This is a genomic window from Desulfovibrio psychrotolerans, from assembly GCF_013340305.1.
Lineage (GTDB): Bacteria > Desulfobacterota > Desulfovibrionia > Desulfovibrionales > Desulfovibrionaceae > Halodesulfovibrio > Halodesulfovibrio psychrotolerans.
In genome coordinates, this window is record NZ_BLVP01000008.1 from 638,865 (window position 1) to 660,259 (window position 21,395).

Consider the following 21,395-nt stretch of genomic DNA (forward strand, 5'->3'; position numbering starts at 1 on the left):
ACTGCCGGTTGCTGCGTTACTGTCGGTTACGATCTGATCTTGATTAAAGAGCATGCAAAAAAGAACGGGCCTGTCCGCCAAGGACAGGCCCGTTTCATTTTACGGCAGGGGCGGCTAGAAGTGGCCGGCTTCCTTCTTCACATCAAGCGCGATCTTCCAGAGGACGGAGATCACGAAGAAGCCCACGGCGAAGATGCCCAGCGAGATGAGCAGTTCCGGCACGGTGGGGGTGTATACCGTCACCTTCTCGAAGGGGTTGGGCGTAAAGCCACCGATGATGAGGCCGAGGCCCTTGTCTATCCACGTGGCCAGCACGAGGATACCCAGCGACCAGGGCAGCAGCTGCTCGTTGTCGCGCAGGCTCGGGGGAATGAGCAGTGCGAGGCTGAGCAGCGCAAGGGTTGCGCCAATCCACATGGCACCGGTAATCCAGTCCACATGCCCGTCATGCCCTGCGAACAGGTAGGCAATGGGATGCGCGTGGCCGGGAATGCCGCTGTAGAAGGCCGTGAACACTTCCAGCAGGAAGAAGAACACGTTAATGGCCATGGCATACGTGATGATCTTCGTCAGGGTCTGCACCGCTTCGCGGCCGGGGTTGAATCCGGTGAGCTTGCGGACAAGGAAGACCAGCAGCAGCAGAATGGCGGGACCCGCACAGAATGCCGAGCTGAGGAAGCGGGCTGCCATGATGGCCGTGAGGAAGTAGTGGCGGCCGGGCAGACCGGAGTACAGGAATGCCGTAACCGTGTGGATGCTGAATGCCCAGATGATGGACAGGTAAATCATGGGCTTGATCCACTTGGGCGGTTCCACGTCGTGACGTTCACACTCAAGCGTTACCCAGCCGATGATGGCGTTCAGAACCAGATAGCCCATCAGCACCAGCATGTCATAGAACATGACGGAGTTGAGGGTGGGGTGGAGCATCACGTTGAGCATGCGCTGGGGCTGACCCATGTCTGCCACGATGAAGAGCATGCACATGAGCACAGCACCTATGGCCATGAACTCGCCCAGGATGATGATCTTTTTGAACTTTTTATAGTGGTGGAAGTACGCGGGCAGCACGAGCATAACGGCGGATGCAGCCACACCGACCAGATAGGTGAACTGGGCGATGTAGAAGCCCCACGATACGTCGCGGCTCATGCCGGTAATGGCCAGACCGTACTTCATCTGGAACAGGTAGGTGAAGGCGCCCAGACCTATGAGGCTGCCCAGAAAGGCGAGCCACACATAGTACTTGGGAGAACCTTTGAGTACTTTTTCAATCATGTCCGCCTCCTAAATGATGTAGTACACGCCGGGCTGCGTACCCAGGGAGGGCTTGCGGCGGATGGTGAAGTTTTCTGCCAGTGCCTTCCGTACCTCGGATTCGGGGTCGGAAAGGTCGCCGAAGAGAATCCTGCCTTCCGAAGCTTCTACGCACAAGGGCAGCTGGCCCTTGGCAAGCCTTTCCACACAGAAGGTGCACTTTTCAACAACGCCCATCATGCGGGTGGGATACTCGGCATTGATGGCCCCCATGTCCAGATACCTGCGGGGGTTGGCGAAGTTGAAGGAGCGTGCGCCGTAGGGGCAGCCGGCCATGCAGAAGCGGCAGCCGATGCAGCGGTGGTAGTCCATGGTCACGATGCCGTCGGGCTTCTTGTAGGTAGCCTTGGTGGGGCACACGCGGACACAGGGCGGATTTTCGCAATGGTTGCACAGTACAAAGTAATCGCGCGAGCGGACGGATTCCGAGAGGTGCTCGTTCACATCGTCCGGGAACACGTATTCATACTTGTCTGTCCACAGCCACTTCACTTCCTGATTGTTCGGGATGTTCGGTACGTTGTGGTACTGGTGACAGGCCTTTATGCACGCCTCAAAGTCAGCAGCGGTTTCGAATCCGCGGGTATCTATTACCATGGCCCAGCGTCCGGCCTTAAGGCCGCCTTCGTTGGGCTGGTAGGCAGGTGCTTCCGCGGCGCTGACAATGGCACCACCGGCAAGCTGCGCGCTCAGTCCAAGCACGGAGAGGCTGGCAACCTTGAGGAATTGTCTTCTGCTACGTTTCATTATTGATTCCCCTTCGGCTCAACGTGGCAATCCCAACAATAGACGTTCACGCTATTGGTCGTATGGCACTTGTCGCAGAAATCGGCCTTGTTGGCGTGGCATTTCATGCAGGTGTTCTGCAGGCTGACATTCCATACCTTGCCGTCGGTTGCCACGTAGGTGCGCTTGCCTTCGCGCAGTGCCTGGTCGCGCCATGTGTCCAGAATCTGCATATGCTCGGCGCGCATGTAGTCGACCGGCTCTATGCATTCCTTGGCATCGGCGGGCAGGGCAAGTTCCGGACGCTGGTACGATGCCTTACCCATGTTCAGCCAGAAGGGAGAGGTGAACAGGGCCAGAAAGACAACCAGTCCGGCGATGACGTATTTGGTGTTATACATGGTTATTCGTCCTCCATCCCGGGCAGGTCATTTTGCCGGATATCCAGAGTGCGCTTCTTTTCGCCCTTCATGACCAGCGCGTTGGCCACCAGTTCGTGCGTGCCGTAAACGGATACGCCGGGTGCCCAGTAGTCTGCCAGCGGGGGCAGGGTGGCGCGGTCGATGGCGCAGATGCATGCCAGCGTGTCCACGCCGTGCTTTTCCTGCACGTAGCGCAGGGCGTTGCCTCTGGGCAGTGCTCCGCGCATGCGGATTTCCATGATCTCGTCGGTATTCAGACCGGAACCCGCGCCGCAGCAGAAGGTCTGCTCGCGGATGGTGTTCTCGGGCATTTCGTAGAAGTTGTTGCACACGGCCTTGAGCACTTCGCGCGGCTCTTCCAGCAGACCCATGGCCCGTGCGGGGTTGCACGAATCGTGGAAGGTGACCGTGAGATGGTCGTTGCGGGAAGGATCGAGCCGCAGCTTGTCATGCTTGATGAGGTCTGCGGTGAACTCGGTGATGTGCACCATCTTGGTTTCCGCAGCATTGTGGAACACCGTGCCCGTGATGGGGCTGACCGGGGTTTCCATGCAGGCGGGAGTGGGGCCGTTCATGGTGGACATGTACTGGTTGATCACGCGCCACATATGGCCGCATTCGCCGCCCAGAATCCACTTGGAGCCAAGGCGTTCCGCTTCGGCGTACATCTTGGCGTTCAGCTTCTTCATCACCTTTGCGGAGGTGAAGAGGCCGAAGTTGCCGCCTTCTGAGGCATAGGTGGACAGGGTGTAGTCCAGCCCGATTTCCTCGAAGAGCATGAGGTAGCCCATGAAGGTGTATATACCCGGGTCGGCGAAGGCATCGCCGGAGGGGGTGATGAACAGCACTTCGTGACCGGGCTCGTTAAAGGGCGGGTTAATGCGCACACCGGTGATTTCTTCGATGTCATCACACAGGAATTCCACGATTTCCTTGAAGGCGTGGGGGGTGATGCCAAGGTGGTTACCGGTGCGGTTGCAGTTGCTCACGGGGTCCATGATCCAGTGCAGACCAAGGCCCAGTTCGTGCAGCAGTTCGCGCGCCATCATGGTTACTTCCGCCGTGTCTATGCCGTAGGGGCAGAAGAGCGAGCAGCGGCGGCATTCCGTACACTGATAGAAGTAGTAGAACCACTCCTTGATGACTTCCTTGTCCAGCTTGCGGGCACCCGCGAGCTTGCCGAGAATCTTCCCGGCGGTGGTGAAGTCTTTGCGGTAGACGGAGCGGAGCAGTTCTGCACGCAAAACGGGCATGTTTTTGGGGTCGCCGGAGCCGATGTAGTAATGACACTTGTCGGCGCAGGCTCCACAGCGCACACAGATATCCATGAACAGCTTGAAGGAGCGGTATTTCTCAAGGCGTTCCTTCAGTCCGTTGTAGATGATCTCTTCCCAGTTTTCAGGAAGATTCCAGTCTTCCTCAAAGGGGTTCCATGTGTGCGGATTGGGCATATGCAGGCCTTCCATGGTTTCCTGCTTGGCAGGATAAGCCACGGCGCCAGGGACAATTTCCGGTTTGGTGTCCATCCAGGACTCGACCGGAGTATTGTAGCTGATGCTAATCAACTCTTCAGGGGTAGGCAGTTTGGACATGGCTGCTCCTTATTCCTCTGCGTCTTCCGGCAGTTTAACGACAGGGAGACCCGCTTCATACATTGCATCCCTGAATTCATCTTCATACTCTTCGTATGTGCGGTATTCCTTGGCCGGGTTCCAGGGGTTGACGTGGAGCTTGGCTCTGCTGTCGTTGGGGAGGTTACGCGTGGGGCTCATGAATACCCCGCCCATGTGCATGAGCTTGCTGAAGGGGAAGTACATCAGGAGCACGGAGAGGAAGAACAGATGGACGAAGAACATGGGACCAATGTTGGCCAGTATTTCCGTGTTGGGCTGAAGCGTCACAAGGCTCATGACGAAAGCCTTGACGGAAGCCACGTCCACCTTGGTGAAGTAGCGCATCATGATGCCGCTGCCCACCAGCCCGAGGATGAGGAGCAGAGGGAAGTAATCGTTCGCCAGAGAGATGTAGCGCACCTTCTGGTTGAACAGCCTGCGGCCGAGCAGATACAGGACCGCCAGAACCACAAGGGCATCCGTCATGAACAGGCGGGGAACACCGATCTGCATGATGCCGTCCAGAATTTCCAGAGCACTGATGACAAACGGAACAGGCTCAAGGAAGAACCGGAAGTGACGGATGAAAATGACCAGGAAACAGTAATGGAAGGCGAGGGCAAACAACCACAGGAACTTGCTGGACCAGTAGACGACCCGGTTGCCGTTCTCAATGGTGACCTCTGTGTTTCTGAACAGGGATCTGAACAGCAACACTTCCAGAAGCATGCGGATGACCACACCCTTGGAATCGGACGGGTTGTCCAGCGGTGCGGGCTTGATCCACGGCAGAGACTTTTGCTGGCCTCCGGTGGTCGGGATGCGGAAAGGAACAGGACGGCGCGCCCAATCCATGATCCGCCATGCAAACCCGATCAGGAAGACGGCCAATGCAGTGTAGGGAAGCCATGCCCCGAAGAGAATCTGAAAGCCCGATTGGGCTCCCAGCCAGGCAATGACCCCTAATGCTGTGACCGCGAGAAGTGAAATAATCATTCCGTACCTCGCTGCTAGGCTATCGGTTTTCGTTATCCGGTTCCCCAACCGGTTTTTCCAATATACGCTCAGCTCTACGTAAGAGCTGGGAGTGCTGGCGCTTGAATTCGTCCACGCGCATTTGCTGTACCTTGTCGCGGCATTCGGAATATACCCGGAAGCCGAGCAGGGCCATAGAGTCTATGTTTGATTCGATTTCCAGAAGCCGCTGGTAGGCAGCTGTGGAGGTGAGGGAAGGTTTGGCGTGCCGGCGCAATATGGTCTTCAGGAAGAAGAGGATGGACATGGCGGCATCGGCCTGAAATTTTTGGATGGCGCGTACGCGGATAAGCTCGTCTATGGCAGGAGCTATGGCTTCCGAGTCCATGTCGCTTTCCAGCAGGGCGTTTACGATGGTAGTGGCCGCTTTGCGAGTCTTTGCGCCCACGGGGTTGGAAAAGGCATTGGACTGGCTGCGCAGAAAGCCTACGGTGTCGAAGGGGTAGGTGCCGAAGATGGTTTCTACCCATTCTTTAATGATGGCTTCGCGATGTTCCTGCAAACTTTCCAGAATGTTCATTATGTGTATCTTCGGTTAGTGAGTTTGGAGCAACTTAAATCCTGCAGCAATGGCCTTGCCACCGGTTCCGGTCGGCGGAGTCGGCGGATAATCCCCTTTCTGAGGCGGCGCTGGCAAACTCCTGTCAGTCCTTCCTGCGATCACTCCTGTCCGGTTCCCGCGAAGGATGAACATGATGATCGCCTGAATTGTGCAGTGCAGCCAACGCATGCGACCGATTTGTCACATCCTATCGCTCAGTCAACCCGCAAGGCGCACCGGGCCTGCTCTCAGAGCATTGGCAGCGGAACACCCTATAATGTGTTTTCAGGGCATTGTCCAAATGAAATCGCATAGTAATCGCATGCGGGTTGTACCATTGCAGACCCCCCGTTCGGAAAGCCAAGAAAAATGATTTTTTTCACATAGTCCGAAAACGGGAAAACGTCAACAATTTCACCGGATTCTGAGCGCCCAAACAGTATTTTGCATGATGCTGAATTATAAGAAGAATGTCTTTGTCAGGGGCGCGCTTCGGGCTCGTCGCAGGGTTCCGGGGCGGATTGGCCGCATCCGGAAAACGCATCAAGCCCGGGGAGCAGTTGCTCTGCTCCTGGGGCGTCTGTTGCGGGCCGTTCCGCAGGCTTGGGGATTGCCGCCGGAACCGGAGACGGAGCGGTGAGCGCGTTCAGCAGGTTGCCGGATACCCCGTTGGTGAGGATGGCCGGAATGGTATCTACTCCCATGGCGTGCAGGTGTGCCTTGTTACGGAATATCTTCCAGCGCATGAACAGGTCGGGCCAGCCTGCGGGGGAGGTTAGTGCATCGGGGTCGCGGGTGCCGCGTCGGAAGGCCACCAGAAAGGATGTGCCCTTGGCAAGGGATTCTTCCATCGCTGCCAGCGATGCCCGGTCCGACTCTTTTTCGGCCACGGGATAGAAGGCGATGGCTGCTGCGGGGTCCTTGGCAAGGGCTTCTACAGCCATGACGCATACCGGACAACTGGGGGAGAAGAAGACCCGTATGTCCGCCCGTTCCGGGCCGTGTATCTTCCATGTTCCCATGAGTTCGCTGGTTGTTGCGAACAGGTTGGGGCAGAGCGCGATGAGCCACGCCAGCATGAGTATGCTCATTGTGCGGTTGCGTGAATACTGGGCACGGTGGAGCACGGTGAAGAGCAGGGCCATAAAAACGGCAACACCGAGGCAGGGCAGGCAAGGAACGGTAAAAGCCATGAACAGCAGGAGCAGTGTGTCTGCCAGCAGGCCGAAGCCGGCAATGGCCAGAGCAATGGAGCGTCTGCCCAGAAGACAGGGCAGCAGAACGATGCTGAAAAAAGCGACACCGGCCCACCAGAGGGAGTATCCCTTATACGTCATGGCTTCATTAAAAAGATCGCAGCCGCTGGTAACGCACAGGGCATCTGCCTTGCCCAGTGCATTGGTCAACGAGAACGCCAATCCGGCAAGGGCGATGAAAACCGCGGGCCATACGGGGGCGTTGCGGCGCGAAATTTCAAACATGCTCAGGCTCCAAAGGGCGAAAGGCCGCAACGCATGACGGCAGGCGGCGCTTTTCTTAAGCTAACTATTGGCGGTTGTTTCGCAAAACAAGAAGACGCTCGGCGGTACTGTACTGTGTATCCCTTTCAGGGTAAAGAGGCGGACAAACCTTCTTGTGGATTGACGAATGCATTGTTTCCATCTTTCAGCGGAAGAATCTATCCCGTACGCTATTGCCGAGAGTGCCCGTGCCCGTAGGGTGACGTTGAAGTTCTCCGCCCTTGGCGGACTTGTCGTTGTGGTGCCTGCCGGGTTTGATACGAGCAGGGTGCCGGAAATTGTAGACGGTAAGCGGGCATGGATTGCCCGGGTTGCACGCAGGCTCATGCCGCGCATGAATCGCATGGAATCCGAACCGGAGTTGCCGGATACGGTCATGCTGCGAGCTGCAGGAAAGACTGTGCGCGTTGTGTACGCTTTTTCCGTGCGGCCTTTTTCTGTGCGGGAGAAGGACGATATTCTGGAATTATGCGGGCGGTATGACGCTGCGCGTGTTCATGCGGTGCTGCGCGACTGGCTGCGCCACAGAGCGAGGCATGTTCTGGTGCCTATGTTGCTCTCGCTGGCCAAAGAGTATCGCATTTCCGTGCAGGCCGTGCACATACGCCTTCAGCGTTCGCGGTGGGGAAGCTGTTCTGCGGCGGGCAGCATCAATCTGAATGCACGCCTGTTGTTTCTGCCGGAAGAGTTAGCGCGTTATGTCTGCGCGCACGAACTGGCGCACCGGGTGTACCACAACCACTCTCCCGCATTCTGGGCACATCTTGAATCGCTCATGCCCGGAGCGGGGAGGCTGGATCGGGAACTGCGAGACGCGGGAGATTTTGTGCCGCGTTGGGCGTTTGTTCCTGCGGAGTAGCGGCATGACCGTATCAACTATCTGTTCCGGTGTGAGAGGGGGCGACTGTCTTACGGAAACGCCCTTGGCGGGTATGTCCGTGCTGCTTGTGGAAGACAGCAGGCTGAGCGCACAGGCAGCACTGTGCGTGCTTAGGCGGGCGGGTGCCGATACCGAGTGGACGGATAGCGGCAAAGCGGCGTTGGATGCCTTTCGGCTTCGTGAGTTTGATATGGTGATCATGGATCTTTCTCTGCCGGATATGGATGGCTATGCAGTGGCCCGGCGTATGCGCGCCCAGCGGTCCAAGGTTTTTTTGCTGGCCTGTACCGCAAGTCGTAAGGATGCTGTGCACGATGCCTGTCTGCAGGCAGGATTTGAAGACGTTCTTGGCAAGCCCCTTACGCGATCGGCGTTGGAGCGGGTGCTGCGGCAGATGGCCGGGCTTTCCGGCGGTCAGGACACCGTGGACGGCCCTGTTGGTGACGTTCCGCTTGGAGCTTCAGAAACATCGGGCACTTCAGGCACATCAGACAAATCAGGCGCGGTATGTGATGTGGAAGCGATCATGCGGGAGATGGGAATCTCGCGGGATGAGTACGGAAGCCTGCTGGGTGCGGTGAGTGATGTTCTGAAGCATTACCGGGAGGAGGTGCTCCGGCTGTATGAGCAAGGTGCGATCAGCGCTCTTGTCGGGAGTGCTCACAGGATAAAGGGGGAGTGTGCAGCCGTGGGTGCTTTCCGTGCCAATGGGTATGCCGGTCTTGTGGAGGAGGCGGCAGGGCGGAATGATGATGCCCCTGCCTTGCAGGATGCGGTTGCCGGTCTTGTTGCTGCGCTGGATGAACTGGCTGATTTTGCCCGGTCCTGGCGGTAGTCGGAGCTGCCTGCGGCGGCAGGACAATCAGTTGCCGAAAAGGTGGTATATATAATGATGAGGGGGAGACGCATTGCGTCTCCCCCTCTTTCAATTACAGGCAGTCAATCAGCGGCGTAAGCCGTGATTACATGGCTGCGCCGGAAGCGGCACCCTGCATCTTAACGGCGACCTTCTCGGTGAGGCCTTCGTAGTAAGCGCGGAGGATGTCGAGAACTTCGTCGCGGCCGAAGTGGTCAACGATAGGCTGGTTTTCGGACAGAGCCTTACGCAGCTTGGTGCCGGAGAGGATGACGCGGTCTTCCTTGGTGTGCGGGCAGGTACGCAGGGAAGCCATGCCGTCGCACTTGTAGCAGTAGAAGGTCCAGTCAATCTTCATGGGCTTGCAGAGCAGAGCCTTGCCGGGATCGGCAGGAGTGGGGATCTTGTCGAAAATGGTCTGTGCTTCGAACAGGCCGTAGAAGTCACCCACACCGGCGTGGTCACGGCCGATGAGCATGTTGTTCACGCCATAGTTCTGGCGGAAGGTGGCGTGCAGCAGGCCTTCGCGGGGGCCGGCATAACGCATGTCGAGGGGGTAGCCGGCCTGAATGACGTTGGCCTTCACGAAGTAGTGCTCAACGAGGCAGTCAATGGCCTTCACGCGAACGTCTGCGGGAATGTCGCCAGCCTTCAGGTTGCCGATCAGGGAGTGGATCAGCACGCCGTCACATACTTCGATGGCGATCTTGGCGAGGAACTCATGCGAACGGTGCATGGGGTTACGCAGCTGCAGAGCGGCAACGTTGGCCCAGCCGCGCTCTTCGAACATGGCGCGCACTTCTGCGGGACGCAGGTAAACGCCCTTGTATTCTGCGGGGTATTCGCCTTCGGAAAGAACCTTAACGGGACCGGCAAGGTTAACTTCCTTCTGAGCCATAACCATCTGAACGCCGGGATGGTCTTCCAGAGCAACGGCCCAGAACTTATCGTCAGCAGAGTCAGCGCCTTCGCCCTTGAAGACCTTCTCGCATTCCCACTTCTTGTCGGCTTCGGTCATTTCGAACTTTTCGGTGACCTTCATGGTGGCGAACACTTCGCCCTTGCGCACGAGAGCGATTTCTTCGCCCACGGCAACGGTGTCGGCAAAGGACTTGTCGGCATCCAGGGTAACGGGCACGGGCCAGAAAGTGCCGTCAGCCATGGTGAATTTTTCGCATACGCCCTTCCAGTCGGCCTTGCCCATGAAGCCATTCAGCGGAGAGAAGCCGCCGATGCCCATCATGATAAGGTCGCCCTTGGCGCGGGCGGTGATTTCAAGCTGCTTCAGGCCAGCGGCCTTCTTCAGTTCAGCTTCACGTTCGGCACCTTCAAGAAGGCAGCATACGAGGCCTTTTCCACCATGCGGGGGGACCAGCTTGGACATAATTCCTTCCTCCGAAATATAATGAGTTGTTTCCCGTGGGATTCAGTGCAGTGTGAGCACGCAAATCCGTAAATGCCATAAGGAAAATCTTAGGGGCAGAACTGGTCAGGTAGCCTTCCGGTTGTGACTGCACCGGCTTGGGGCCTCTTCACCGTAGTTCTTGCCACGTGTGAAAGGTCTTGTGAAAAAATAGACAAAAAGTCAAGTGCAAAAACTTTGCTTTTTATTAGCAGTAAAAACAGTGAGTTGCTGAGGTGAGTGTTTGTCAAGTGTTTTCTTGAATTGGCTGAGTTTGATGCATGCCGTTGCCAAAGCGGGTGTAATAGGATCTGCGGCGAGGGTGCTATGCTTGCGGTGCATGGTGTTTGCGGGCATGTGAGAAAAATCGCAAACCGGTGACGGTTTGTGTTCAACGATGATATTCTGCCGGTGTGTGTAAAAAATGCTTGAACAGGTTTTGAAAAAGGCTTAATGGATTCTGTTGCATTTTCACGGGTCTGATTTTCGATGCCAAGCGGGCTGCTGGGCTGCATCGATGTCCCCGTTTGGAGTGACGCAGGACATGGCCCGCCCCGGACATGCTGGCCGGGGAGTGGAGCGTGGATACGGCTTTGCTTGACATGATGTCGGCGGAGGCGTATTGCCGTGCGTCTTAACTGAGCGCAAGACTTTGATACTTTCCTACGGAGGAAAAATGCCCACTATTAACCAGCTCATTCGCAAAGAGCGCAAGGCTGTGGCCAAGCGGAGAAAGACTCCCGCTCTTCAGGCCTGCCCGCAGCGCCGCGGTGTTTGTACCCGCGTGTACACCACCACCCCCAAGAAGCCCAACTCCGCTCTTCGTAAGGTTGCCCGTGTGCGCCTCACCAACGGCATGGAAGTTACCGCTTATATTCCCGGTGAAGGTCACAACCTTCAGGAGCATTCTGTTGTAATGATCCGTGGCGGCCGCGTGAAAGACCTTCCCGGTGTCCGCTACCACATCGTTCGCGGTACCCTCGACACCTCCGGCGTAAGCGATCGCCGTCAGGGTCGTTCCAAGTACGGTGCCAAGCGGCCCAAGTAGACATTGGAGTAAGATACTATGCCTCGTAAAGGTCCCATCCCCAAGCGTGAAATTCTGCCCGATCCGGTATACGGCAGCCGCCTTGCTGCCCGTTTCGTCAACCGTCTTATGTATGACGGCAAGAAGGGAACGGCCGAAAAGATTTTCTATAAGGCTCTCGAAGTGCTCGCCGACAAAACCGGCGAGGACGCTATCCGCGCTTTCGAGCGCGCAGTAGAGAACGTAAAGCCGCATCTGGAAGTCAAGTCCCGCCGCGTAGGCGGCGCTACCTATCAGGTGCCGCTGGAAGTGCGTTCTGACCGGCAGGTTTCCCTGTCCATCCGCTGGCTGATCACCTATTCCCGTGGTCGCGGCGAGCAGGGCATGGTAAACCGCCTTTCCGCCGAGCTGCTGGACGCCTTCAACAACCGCGGCGGTGCCGTGAAGAAGAAAGAAGACACCCACCGTATGGCCGAAGCCAACAAGGCTTTCGCTCATTACCGCTGGTAGTGCTGGAGAAGTAGCGTGGCAAGAAAAGTAGCTATTCCCATGCAGAGGAACATCGGCATCATGGCCCACATTGATGCCGGCAAGACGACGACCACGGAACGAATCCTGTTCTACACTGGCGTGTCCCATAAGCTGGGCGAAGTGCACGACGGTCAGGCCACCATGGACTGGATGGAGCAGGAGCAGGAGCGTGGCATCACCATTACTTCCGCCGCGACCACCTGTTTCTGGAATGAGCACCGTGTCAACATCATCGACACCCCCGGGCACGTGGACTTCACTATGGAAGTGGAACGTTCCCTGCGCGTGCTTGATGGTGCCGTGTGTGTGTTCGACTCTGTTGCCGGCGTTGAGCCGCAGTCCGAAACGGTGTGGCGTCAGGCCGACCGCTACGGCGTGCCGCGCATATGCTTTGTGAACAAGATGGACCGCATCGGCGCCAACTTCTGGCGTTGCGTATCCATGATCAAGGACCGCCTTGGCGCTAAGCCCATTCCGCTGCAGTTGCCCATAGGTTCCGAAGACCATTATGAAGGTATCGTGGATCTCATTGAGGGCCATGCTATCTATTATGATAAGGCATCCAAGGGTGCCGAGTTTGAAATCAAGCCTGTTCCGGCTGACATGCAGGACATGTTTGATGAAAAGCGCTTTGAGATGATCGAAGCCGTGGCGGAAGAAGACGAAGCACTGCTCGAAAAATACCTCGGCGGAGAGGAACTCTCCGTAGCGGAAATTAAGAGCGCTGTGCGTCTTGCCACCATACGCCGTACCATCGTGCCTGTACTGTGCGGTTCCGCATTCCGTAACATGGGCGTTCAGCCCCTGCTGGATGCGGTTATCGACTTTCTGCCCAGCCCTGTGGACATTGCGGCCATGGTGGGTACCGACCCCGACAAGGAAGATGTGAAGTACGAATGCCCTTGCAAGGACAGCGAACCACTGGCCGCGCTGGTATTCAAGCTTATGTCCGACCCCTATATCGGCCATCTCTCCTTTGTGCGCATCTATTCCGGCTTCATCGAATCCGGCATGACCATCCTGAACGCCAACACCGGCAAGAAGGAACGCGTGGGCCGTCTGCTGAAGATGCACGCTAACAAGCGTGAGGAAATCAAGTGGGCAGGCGCAGGCGATATCGTGGCCGTGGTGGGTATGAAGAACGTTTCCACCGGTGATACGGCGTGTTCCGTGGATCGCCCTGTGCGTCTGGAATCGCTTGATATCCCCGAGCCGGTTATCGAAGTGGCCATTGAGCCCAAGACCAAGGCAGACCGCGATGCGCTTTCTGCAGCTCTTGCAAAGCTTGCCAAGGAAGACCCGTCCTTCCGCGTGAAGGGTGACGATGAAACCGGGCAGACCCTTATCGCCGGTATGGGCGAGCTGCATCTTGAAATCATCGTGGACCGCCTTACCCGTGAGTTCAGCGTGAACGCCAACGTGGGCAAGCCCCAGGTTGCGTACCGCGAAACCATCACCAAGGCAGCCAAGGAAGACCACAAGTATGCCAAGCAGTCCGGTGGTCGCGGGCAGTACGGCCATGTTGTCATTGAAGTGGAGCCGAACCCCGAAAAGGGCTACGAGTTCGTCAATGCCATCAGCGGCGGTGTTATTCCCAAGGAATACATCCCGGCTGTCGACAAGGGCATTCAGGAAGCGCTCAAGAGCGGCGTTTCCGCCGGATTCCCCACTGTGGACGTAAAGGTGAAGCTTGTGTTCGGTTCCTACCATGATGTGGACTCTTCCGAGCAGGCCTTCTACATTGCCGGTTCTATGGCAGTGAAGGAAGCTATGCGTAAGGCCGGTCCCCAGATTCTGGAACCCATCATGTCTGTTGAAGTTGTCACCCCCGACGAGTATCTCGGCGATGTGATGGGTGACCTGAACGGTCGTCGTGGCCGGGTGCAGGGTATGGAAGGCCGTGCAGGCGCCCAGGTGGTGAGCTGCATGGTTCCGCTGAGCGAAATGTTCGGCTATGCCACTGACCTGCGTTCCAAGACGCAGGGCCGGGCTACCTTCACCATGCAGTTTGACCATTACGAGCCGGTTCCTGTATCCATCGCAGAAGGCATCAAGGCCAAGAACGCCTAGTTGCCCGATTAAGCAGACCCTCGACCCGGCATCCGATCAGGATGCCGGGTTTTTTTTTGAAAGTCGGCAAAAAATCACGTTTTCGACTTGACGCCCAATCCGGGCGGCTGTATACATCTCCTTCGCTGCACGGACGGATCCCGTTCGTCAGTAGTCTCCTCCTTACCCTGGGAGGAACAAAGGGCAGATCGAGTCTGTCCTGCTGTTGTTTGACATTTGCAGGCGTTACTAAATGCTGCATGAATGTCGTGCCGATCCGCGAGCTTGCTCACGGGAGGCGCACATACAACAAGAAGGTGCGTATGCACCTGCATTTAGGAAGCCTGTTGGACCACCTGTCCGGAAGAATACTTTCCGGACCAGGCTGGCGACAACGTGGGCGTTCTTCGCGAAAGGCGGAGGGAAGTACAAAAGGTGTTGCCGGGCTGGAAACAAGGTCCGCGTCAACTCCCACCATCCTCTCTCCATCCTCCTCAAAAGAACGCATGATTTCGCAAGCGAAGTCGTGGCCACCCTCGTTTTCGTCGGACCGCAAGGCCAGCAAAGCCAAGGCGCGCGCGACCGTTACACGCGGGCGTGAGTCCGGCGAGCAGCCATCGTTTGTGAGGAATTTACTGCCTATCGCCTGAAAGGCAGGGAGCGTTCCACCTCACGGAACGCCCAGAGGCAAGGGTACTGTTTCCCGAATCATGGAGTAATAAACTATGACGACTGTTAGCAGTGATCGTATCAGGATCAAGCTGAAAGCTTACGATTACCGCATCCTGGACAAGGCTGTGGCTGAAATCGTAGATACGGCGCGCAACACGGGCGCTGGGGTTGCGGGGCCTATCCCCCTCCCCACCAACATCCACAAGTACACGGTCAACCGTTCCGTTCACGTAGACAAGAAGTCTCGCGAACAGTTCGAAATGCGCATTCACAAGCGGCTCATGGATATCCTTGAGCCCACCCAGCAGACCGTGGACGCACTTGGTAAGCTGAGTCTGCCCGCTGGCGTGGACGTAGAAATCAAACTCTAGCGAGAGGTAGTCATGGCTGAGAATATGGGAATCCTGGGCCGCAAGTTGGGCATGACGCGCATCTTCGTGAATGATGGTTCGGCAGTAGCCTGTACCGTCATCGAAGCTGGCCCCTGCCCCGTCATCCAAGTCAAGGATGCGGCCTCTGATGGATATAACGCCGTGCAGATTGCCTTTGGTGTAGCCAAGGAAAAGCACGTTTCCAAGCCAATGCGCGGCCATTTTGAAAAGGCAAGCGCAGGCTTGTACCGCAACACTCGCGAAATCCGCCTTGAAAACGCCCCCGAGCTTGAAGTGGGCCAGGCCGTCACCGTTGGGATTTTTACTCCCGGCGACAAGGTGAAGGTTACCGGCACCTCCATAGGTAAGGGGTTCCAGGGCGTCATGAAGCGTTGGAACTTCGGCGGTATGCCCGCGAGCCACGGTCACGAGAAGGTACATCGTTCCCCCGGTTCCATCGGTAACAACACCGAGCCCGGCAAGATCATCAAGGGCAAGAAGATGGCAGGCCACATGGGCGACGAGCGTACAACCGTCATCAACCTCGAAGTCGTCGCTGTGCGCGCCGATGAAAACCTGATCCTGATCAAGGGTGCCGTTCCCGGTCCCAAGAATGGTCTGGTAATGGTTCGCAAGCAGTAAAGGGGTACTACAGTGGCTGTTGTAAAAGTATACGATCAGAACAAAACGGAAGCCGGTGACATCACCTTGGCTCCCGAAGTGTTCGAGGTCGAGGTAAAGCCGGAAATACTGAACCTTGTGGTTCGTGCACATCGTGCCGCCATGCGTGCAGGCACCCATGCCGTAAAGACCCGCGCCGACGTAAGCGGCGGTGGCGCCAAGCCTTGGCGTCAGAAGGGTACCGGTCGTGCCCGTTCCGGCTCCTCACGTTCGCCCATCTGGCGTGGCGGTGCCATCATTTTCGGACCGCAGCCCCGCGACTACAGCTTCAAGGTGAACAAGAAAGTGCGCCGCCTTGCCATGCGCATGGCCCTTTCTTCCCGCCTTGCTGCCGAATCGCTGATGGTGGTGAAGAGCATTGACCTGCCCGAAGTAAAGACCAAGCTCATGGCCGATGTGGTGAGCAAGCTCGGTTTGGGCAAGACACTGATCATCGCCAACGGTGCGGATGAAAAGCTCACGCTTTCTGCTCGCAACCTGCCCGGCATTACCGTGCAGAACGTCGAACAGCTGAACGTCTATGACGTGCTTCGCCATAAGCAGCTCGTGCTGCTGGAGAGCGCCGTGGAACCCGTTCAGGAACGACTGAAGTAAGAGGGTTATGATATGAACTACACACAGATCCTTATCAAGCCTCTTATCTCTGAAAAGGCGACCTTCCTGAAGGAAGCCGACGAGCAGGTGACGTTCTTTGTCGATCCCCGCGCGAACAAGATTGAGATAAAGAAGGCAGTTGAAGAAGCCTACAATGTAAAGGTTGCAGGCGTTAACGTGGTGAAGCACAGCCCTCAGGCTCGTGTACGACAGGGACGCACCGTCGGCCAGATATCCGGGTACAAGAAGGCGTATGTGACGCTGGCACCCGGAGAAAAAATCGATTTCTTCGAGGGAGTGTAAGCAATGGCAGTTCGCAAGCTTAAGCCTACTTCTCCGGGTCGTCGCTTCCAGACCGTCTCCGACTTTGAGGAAGTAACGCGCAGCACCCCTGAGAAGTCTCTTACTGTCGGCCTTACCAGTAAGGCAGGCCGTAACAGCTATGGTCGTGTCACCATGCGTCGCCGTGGCGGCGGGCACAAACGCCTGTACCGTATCGTCGACTTCAAGCGTGACAAGGTGGGTATTCCGGCTACCGTGGCCCACATTGAATACGACCCCAACCGTACCGCACGCATCGCCCTGCTGCATTATGCAGACGGCGAAAAGCGTTACATACTGGCTCCGCTGGGCATCCAGCAGGGCGATAAGGTGGAAGCCGGTGATACCGTGGACATCAAGCCCGGCAACGCGTTGCCGATGGGTAAGATTCCTGTGGGTACCGTCATCCACAACATTGAGCTGGCACCCGGCCGTGGCGGTCAGTTCTGCCGCGCCGCTGGTTCCTATGCCCAGCTCATTGCAAAGGAAGGCAAGTACGCACTGCTGCGTATGCCCTCCGGCGAAGTTCGTAAGGTTCTGCTTTCCTGCATCGCAACCGTGGGGCAGGTAGGCAACGTGAACCATGAGAACATCTCTCTGGGCAAGGCAGGGCGCAACCGTTGGCTCGGTCGTCGTCCCAAGGTTCGCGGCGTAGCCATGAACCCGGTTGACCATCCCCTTGGTGGTGGTGAAGGCCGCAGTTCCGGTGGTCGTCATCCGGTTACCCCTTGGGGTATTCCCACCAAGGGCTACAAGACCCGCGACAAGAAGAAGGCTTCTTCCAAGCTTATCATCAAGCGTCGCGGTCAGAAGTAGGAGTAGAATATGCCAAGGTCTCTTAAAAAAGGTCCCTTCGTGGACGACCATCTGATGAAGAAGGTCGAGAAGGCACAGGAATCCGGCGACCGCCGCGTCATTAAGACATGGTCCCGCCGTTCCACCATCCTTCCTGAAATGGTGGGCCTTACCTTCGCGGTACATAACGGCAAGAAGTTCATTCCTGTTTTCGTTACTGAAAACATGGTAGGGCACAAAGTGGGTGAGTTTTCTCCCACACGTACCTACTACGGCCATGCCGCCGACAAGAAGAGCAAGGCCAAGCGATAGGTAGGTGAGTATTATGCAAGCCCAAGCTACTGCAAAGTTTATCCGCGTTTCTCCGCGTAAGACGCGCCTGGTGGCCCGTAATGTAAACGGACTGCCTGTGGAAGACGCGCTGAACATCCTGAAACTCACCCCGCAGAAGGCTGCCGGAATCATCTATAAGGTGCTTCATTCCGCAGTGGCAAACGCAGAGCAGATGCCCGGCGTTGATGTGGACGCGATGGTGGTCAAGCAGGTTATCGTTAACGAAGGCCCCACCTGGAAACGTTTTCTTCCCCGAGCACAGGGCCGCGCCACAAGCGTGAAGAAGCGTACCAGCCACATCACTGTAATTCTTGAAGCTAAATAGGATACAGTTATGGGTCAGAAAGTACATCCGTTCGGGTTCCGGCTCGGGTACAACAAGAATTGGAAGTCCCGGTGGTTCAGCAACAAGGAATACCCTGCCTTCGTTTACGAAGACGACAAGATTCGCAAATACGTGAAGAAGGCTCTGTTCCACGCCGGTATTGCCAACATTGAACTCGAACGCGCCGGTGGTAAGGTTCGCCTGATTCTTTCCACCGCTCGTCCCGGTATAGTCATTGGTCGTAAGGGTGTTGAGATTGAAAAGCTGCGTGCCGACCTGCGCAAGAAGTTCGGTCGCGAGTTTTCCATCGAAGTCAACGAGATTCGTCGCCCTGAAACCGATGCCCAGTTGGTCGCCGAAAGCATTGCTCAGCAGTTGGAACGCCGCGTGGCTTTCCGCCGTGCCATGAAGCGCACCGTTTCCATGGCGCGCAAGTTCGGCGCGGAAGGTATTAAGGTCGGTTGTGCCGGTCGTCTGGCCGGAGCCGAAATCGCCCGCAGCGAGTGGTACCGCGAAGGTCGCGTGCCGCTGCAGACTTTGCGTGCCGATATCGACTACGGCTTTGCCGAAGCAACCACCACGTACGGCATCATCGGCGTCAAGGTCTGGATCTTCAAAGGTGAAATCCTTGACAGTGAGGTAACGCAGTAATGCTGATGCCCAAGAGATCGAAATTCCGCAAGCACCAGACGGGTCGCCTGAAGGGCAAGGCTCTTCGCGGCAACAGCGTGGCTTTCGGTGATGTTGGCCTGAAGGCTCTGGAACATGGCAAGCTCTCCAATCAGCAGATTGAAGCAGCCCGTATCGCCATGATCCGTCACATCAAGCGTGGCGGCAAGGTCTGGATTCGTGTCTTCCCCGACCGTGTTAAGACCAGTAAGCCTCTTGAAGTTCGTCAGGGTAAGGGTAAGGGCGCTCCCTGCGGGTGGTTTGCCCCGGTGAAGCCCGGTCGTATTCTGTACGAAATCAAGGGTGTTGACATTGAACTTGCCAAGGAGGCACTTTCCCGTGCCGCCTATAAGCTCCCCATCAAGACCGCTATCGTCGTGAAGGAGGGGGTATAAATGAACTCTGAAGAATTGAGAAAGCTCAGTGCCGAAGAGCTGAAGACCAAGCTTGAAGAATCGCGCAAGGAACTGTTTGACCTGCGCTTCAAGCATGCGACTGCACAGCTGAAGAGCACTGCCAGCCTCCCGGAAACCAAGCGCAACATTGCGCGTATACTGACTATCCTGAAGGAAAAGGGAGCGTAGTATGTCCGAAGCTATTGTAAAGCATAACGGCAGAACGCTCGTCGGCACTGTTGTAAGCGACAAGAACGACAAGACCATTGTTGTTCGCGTTGAAACGCTGGTCAAGCATCCTCTGCTGAAGAAGTATATCCGCCGCAGGAAGAAGTTCACCGCCCACGACCCCAACAATGAGTGTGGCATGGGTGACAAGGTGAAGATCGTGGAGTTTCGCCCGCTGAGCCGCAACAAGCGCTGGCATCTGGTATCCATTTTGGAAAAAGCCGTTTAGGGGTTTACGATGATCCAGGTAGAATCTACTCTTGAAGTAGCCGACAATTCCGGTGCCAAGAAGGTTGCCTGCATCAAGGTACTCGGCGGTTCACATCGCCGTTATGCCTCGGTGGGCGATATCATCGTTGTCTCCGTGAAAGAGGCTATGCCTCATGCAAAGGTAAAGAAAGGGGATGTGATGAAGGCTGTTATCGTACGCACGAAGAAAGAAATTCGTCGTGCCGATGGCTCCTACATCAAGTTCGATTCCAATGCCGCCGTTGTGCTTTCCAAGCAAGGCGAGCCCGTTGGAACCCGCATCTTCGGACCTGTTGCCCGTGAACTGCGTGGCAAGGGGTTCATGAAGATTGTATCCCTCGCACCCGAGGTTCTGTAGGAGATGACCATGAAACAGTATCGTGTACACAAAGACGACAAGGTTATGGTTGTCTCCGGTAAGGATAAGGGCAAGATCGGCAAGGTGCTCAAGGTGCTTCGTAAGAAGGATCGTGTACTTGTCGAGCAGGTGAACATGGTTAAGCGCCACACCAAGGCCAACCCTTACCAGCAACAGCCCGGCGGAATTGTCGAAAAAGAAACGCCCATACACGTATCCAACGTGATGGTCATGTGTGACGCATGCGCCAATCCTACCAAGATTGGCTACCGTTACACCGAAGACGGCAAAAAAGTCCGCTTCTGCAAAAAGTGCAACGAAATCATTGGGTAGGGTGAAAAGACGATGAACCGTCTGCAAAAGATCTATAATGAAACTGTGGTGCCGGCCCTGCAGAAGGAGTTCCAGTACAAGAGCTCCATGCAGGTTCCCGGGCTGGAAAAGATCTCACTGAACATCGGTCTTGGCGAGGCGAGCACCAATAACAAGCTTCTTGAAGAAGCCGTTAAGGAACTCACCGTCATTGCCGGGCAGAAGGCCGTAGTCACCCGTGCCAAGAAGTCCATCGCCGCGTTCAAGCTGCGTGAAGGCATGCCTATCGGCTGCCGGGTGACGCTTCGCAAGGACATGATGTGGGATTTTCTTGACAAGCTGGTAAACTTCGCGCTGCCCCGAGTCCGTGACTTCCGCGGGATTCCGGATCGTGGCTTTGATGGCCGTGGGAACTTTACCCTCGGTATCAAGGAACACACCATTTTCCCCGAACTTGAAGTGGACCGCGTGGACAACCCGAAGGGTATGAACATTACCATCGTAACCACTGCGACCACTGACAAAGAAGGCAAGTTCCTGCTGGATCAGCTGGGCATGCCCTTCAAGAAGTAAGGAGGAACAGCTGTGTCCCGTACATCGCTTGAAGTTAAAGCAACGCGCAAGCCTAAGTTCAGTGCACGCGCGTACAACCGTTGTCCCATTTGCGGGCGTCCCCGCGCATACATGCGTAAGTTCGGCATCTGCCGTATCTGCTTCCGCAACATGTCCCTGCGTGGCGAACTGCCCGGTGTTCGTAAGTCGAGCTGGTAAAGTCACAAGGAGAATTACATGCTGACTGATCCTATTGCAGATATGCTTACGCGTATCCGCAACGCACACTTGGCCCTGCACCAGGAAGTGAGTGTGCCGCGCTCGAAGATGAAGGAAGCTATTGCCCTCATCCTCAAGGCAGAAGGTTACGTGGAAGACTATTCGGTAGCTGAACGTGAGATCAAGATCGCCCTCAAGTATCTTAAGGGCAAGCCGGTTATTGCCGGTCTTAAGAAGATCTCCAAGCCCGGTCGTCGTGTCTACGTCGGTGCTCAGGATATTCCCAAGGTTCAGAACGGCCTTGGAATCTGCATCCTGTCCACCTCCCGCGGTTTGCTCGAAGGTGGCGCCGCTAAGGACGCCAATACCGGCGGCGAACTTCTTTGTGAAATCTGGTAGCAG

General features: G+C 56.4%; 29 protein-coding genes. 21 read left to right on the top strand and 8 right to left on the bottom strand.

Translation table 11 applies throughout. The annotated features are described in order from the left end of the window. Positions 1–114 precede the first annotated feature (114 nt). From dsrP to HUV26_RS10545, 7 genes are all read right to left on the bottom strand, one after another. The gene (gene dsrP, locus HUV26_RS10515; RefSeq protein WP_174410049.1) at positions 115–1,278 is read right to left on the bottom strand and encodes a sulfate reduction electron transfer complex DsrMKJOP subunit DsrP; all 1,164 of its coding nucleotides are present in this window, start codon (positions 1,276–1,278) and stop codon (positions 115–117) included. 9 nt (positions 1,279–1,287) lie between these two features. After that, positions 1,288–2,064, bottom strand: a complete 777-nt coding sequence (dsrO, locus tag HUV26_RS10520) for a sulfate reduction electron transfer complex DsrMKJOP subunit DsrO (RefSeq protein ID WP_174410050.1) — start codon at positions 2,062–2,064, stop codon at positions 1,288–1,290. Then, entirely contained in the window at positions 2,064–2,444 is a 381-nt protein-coding gene (gene dsrJ / locus HUV26_RS10525; protein WP_174410051.1) for a sulfate reduction electron transfer complex DsrMKJOP subunit DsrJ, read from the bottom strand. The genes dsrO and dsrJ overlap by 1 nt, the downstream gene beginning before the upstream one ends. Positions 2,445–2,446: 2 nt before the next feature. Continuing rightward, a complete protein-coding gene (gene dsrK / locus HUV26_RS10530; protein ID WP_174410052.1) occupies positions 2,447–4,057 on the bottom strand; it encodes a sulfate reduction electron transfer complex DsrMKJOP subunit DsrK in 1,611 nt (536 codons plus the stop codon). A gap of 9 nt (positions 4,058–4,066) precedes the next feature. Beyond that, a complete protein-coding gene (dsrM, locus tag HUV26_RS10535) occupies positions 4,067–5,074 on the bottom strand; it encodes a sulfate reduction electron transfer complex DsrMKJOP subunit DsrM (protein WP_174410053.1) in 1,008 nt (335 codons plus the stop codon). 19 nt (positions 5,075–5,093) lie between these two features. Then, positions 5,094–5,633, bottom strand: a complete 540-nt coding sequence (locus HUV26_RS10540; protein WP_174410054.1) for an RsbRD N-terminal domain-containing protein — start codon at positions 5,631–5,633, stop codon at positions 5,094–5,096. Positions 5,634–6,133: 500 nt separating this feature from the next. Then, on the bottom strand, positions 6,134–7,135 hold the full coding sequence (locus HUV26_RS10545; protein WP_174410055.1) for a hypothetical protein: 1,002 nt from the start codon (positions 7,133–7,135) through the stop codon (positions 6,134–6,136). 166 nt (positions 7,136–7,301) lie between these two features. Here HUV26_RS10545 and HUV26_RS10550 point away from each other — a divergent pair, with 166 nt between their 5' ends. Together HUV26_RS10550 and HUV26_RS10555 are read left to right on the top strand one after the other, a co-directional pair. Further along, positions 7,302–8,033, top strand: coding sequence for a M48 family metallopeptidase (locus HUV26_RS10550; RefSeq protein WP_174410056.1), 732 nt, complete (start codon positions 7,302–7,304; stop codon positions 8,031–8,033). A gap of 4 nt (positions 8,034–8,037) precedes the next feature. Then, positions 8,038–8,889, top strand: coding sequence for a response regulator (locus tag HUV26_RS10555; RefSeq protein WP_174410057.1), 852 nt, complete (start codon positions 8,038–8,040; stop codon positions 8,887–8,889). A 127-nt stretch (positions 8,890–9,016) separates the two neighbouring features. On the opposite strand, the gene sat is transcribed toward HUV26_RS10555, so the two are convergent. Next, entirely contained in the window at positions 9,017–10,294 is a 1,278-nt protein-coding gene (gene sat, locus HUV26_RS10560; protein ID WP_174410058.1) for a sulfate adenylyltransferase, read from the bottom strand. A 694-nt stretch (positions 10,295–10,988) separates the two neighbouring features. Here sat and rpsL point away from each other — a divergent pair. From rpsL to rpsH, 19 genes are all read left to right on the top strand, one after another. Then, positions 10,989–11,360 (top strand): 30S ribosomal protein S12, encoded by a 372-nt coding sequence (rpsL, locus tag HUV26_RS10565; protein ID WP_174410059.1) that lies wholly within the window; start codon positions 10,989–10,991, stop codon positions 11,358–11,360. A gap of 18 nt (positions 11,361–11,378) precedes the next feature. Beyond that, the gene (rpsG, locus tag HUV26_RS10570) at positions 11,379–11,849 is read left to right on the top strand and encodes a 30S ribosomal protein S7 (protein ID WP_174410060.1); all 471 of its coding nucleotides are present in this window, start codon (positions 11,379–11,381) and stop codon (positions 11,847–11,849) included. A gap of 15 nt (positions 11,850–11,864) precedes the next feature. Further along, positions 11,865–13,940 (top strand): elongation factor G, encoded by a 2,076-nt coding sequence (gene fusA / locus HUV26_RS10575; protein ID WP_174410061.1) that lies wholly within the window; start codon positions 11,865–11,867, stop codon positions 13,938–13,940. A 704-nt stretch (positions 13,941–14,644) separates the two neighbouring features. Further along, entirely contained in the window at positions 14,645–14,962 is a 318-nt protein-coding gene (gene rpsJ / locus HUV26_RS10580) for a 30S ribosomal protein S10 (protein WP_007521013.1), read from the top strand. Between the two features lie 12 nt (positions 14,963–14,974). Then, complete coding sequence (gene rplC / locus HUV26_RS10585) at positions 14,975–15,604, top strand: 50S ribosomal protein L3 (RefSeq protein WP_174410062.1); 630 nt, start codon at positions 14,975–14,977, stop codon at positions 15,602–15,604. Between the two features lie 12 nt (positions 15,605–15,616). Beyond that, the gene (gene rplD, locus HUV26_RS10590) at positions 15,617–16,237 is read left to right on the top strand and encodes a 50S ribosomal protein L4 (protein ID WP_174410063.1); all 621 of its coding nucleotides are present in this window, start codon (positions 15,617–15,619) and stop codon (positions 16,235–16,237) included. 12 nt (positions 16,238–16,249) lie between these two features. Next, positions 16,250–16,540, top strand: a complete 291-nt coding sequence (gene rplW, locus HUV26_RS10595; protein WP_174410064.1) for a 50S ribosomal protein L23 — start codon at positions 16,250–16,252, stop codon at positions 16,538–16,540. Between the two features lie 3 nt (positions 16,541–16,543). Next, the gene (gene rplB / locus HUV26_RS10600; protein WP_174410065.1) at positions 16,544–17,374 is read left to right on the top strand and encodes a 50S ribosomal protein L2; all 831 of its coding nucleotides are present in this window, start codon (positions 16,544–16,546) and stop codon (positions 17,372–17,374) included. A 9-nt stretch (positions 17,375–17,383) separates the two neighbouring features. Further along, positions 17,384–17,665, top strand: coding sequence for a 30S ribosomal protein S19 (gene rpsS / locus HUV26_RS10605; protein ID WP_174410066.1), 282 nt, complete (start codon positions 17,384–17,386; stop codon positions 17,663–17,665). 13 nt (positions 17,666–17,678) lie between these two features. After that, the gene (rplV, locus tag HUV26_RS10610) at positions 17,679–18,011 is read left to right on the top strand and encodes a 50S ribosomal protein L22 (RefSeq protein ID WP_174410067.1); all 333 of its coding nucleotides are present in this window, start codon (positions 17,679–17,681) and stop codon (positions 18,009–18,011) included. Positions 18,012–18,020: 9 nt separating this feature from the next. After that, positions 18,021–18,662: a 30S ribosomal protein S3 gene (gene rpsC, locus HUV26_RS10615; protein ID WP_174410068.1), complete on the top strand. Its 642-nt coding sequence runs from the start codon at positions 18,021–18,023 to the stop codon at positions 18,660–18,662. Then, entirely contained in the window at positions 18,662–19,075 is a 414-nt protein-coding gene (gene rplP, locus HUV26_RS10620; protein WP_174410069.1) for a 50S ribosomal protein L16, read from the top strand. Before rpsC ends, rplP begins: the two co-directional genes overlap by 1 nt. After that, positions 19,076–19,264, top strand: coding sequence for a 50S ribosomal protein L29 (gene rpmC / locus HUV26_RS10625; protein ID WP_174410070.1), 189 nt, complete (start codon positions 19,076–19,078; stop codon positions 19,262–19,264). It begins immediately after the preceding gene. Between the two features lies 1 nt (position 19,265). Next, complete coding sequence (gene rpsQ, locus HUV26_RS10630) at positions 19,266–19,532, top strand: 30S ribosomal protein S17 (RefSeq protein ID WP_174410071.1); 267 nt, start codon at positions 19,266–19,268, stop codon at positions 19,530–19,532. A 9-nt stretch (positions 19,533–19,541) separates the two neighbouring features. Further along, complete coding sequence (gene rplN / locus HUV26_RS10635; RefSeq protein WP_174410072.1) at positions 19,542–19,910, top strand: 50S ribosomal protein L14; 369 nt, start codon at positions 19,542–19,544, stop codon at positions 19,908–19,910. Between the two features lie 9 nt (positions 19,911–19,919). Further along, positions 19,920–20,243 (top strand): 50S ribosomal protein L24, encoded by a 324-nt coding sequence (rplX, locus tag HUV26_RS10640; protein ID WP_174410073.1) that lies wholly within the window; start codon positions 19,920–19,922, stop codon positions 20,241–20,243. A 12-nt stretch (positions 20,244–20,255) separates the two neighbouring features. Next, the gene (gene rplE / locus HUV26_RS10645; protein ID WP_174410074.1) at positions 20,256–20,795 is read left to right on the top strand and encodes a 50S ribosomal protein L5; all 540 of its coding nucleotides are present in this window, start codon (positions 20,256–20,258) and stop codon (positions 20,793–20,795) included. 12 nt (positions 20,796–20,807) lie between these two features. Further along, positions 20,808–20,993 carry a type Z 30S ribosomal protein S14 gene (locus HUV26_RS10650; RefSeq protein WP_174410075.1) on the top strand — a complete coding sequence of 62 codons (186 nt, stop codon included), beginning with the start codon at positions 20,808–20,810 and terminating at the stop codon, positions 20,991–20,993. A gap of 18 nt (positions 20,994–21,011) precedes the next feature. Continuing rightward, positions 21,012–21,392 (top strand): 30S ribosomal protein S8, encoded by a 381-nt coding sequence (gene rpsH / locus HUV26_RS10655; protein ID WP_174410076.1) that lies wholly within the window; start codon positions 21,012–21,014, stop codon positions 21,390–21,392. The last annotated feature ends 3 nt before the right edge of the window (positions 21,393–21,395 follow it).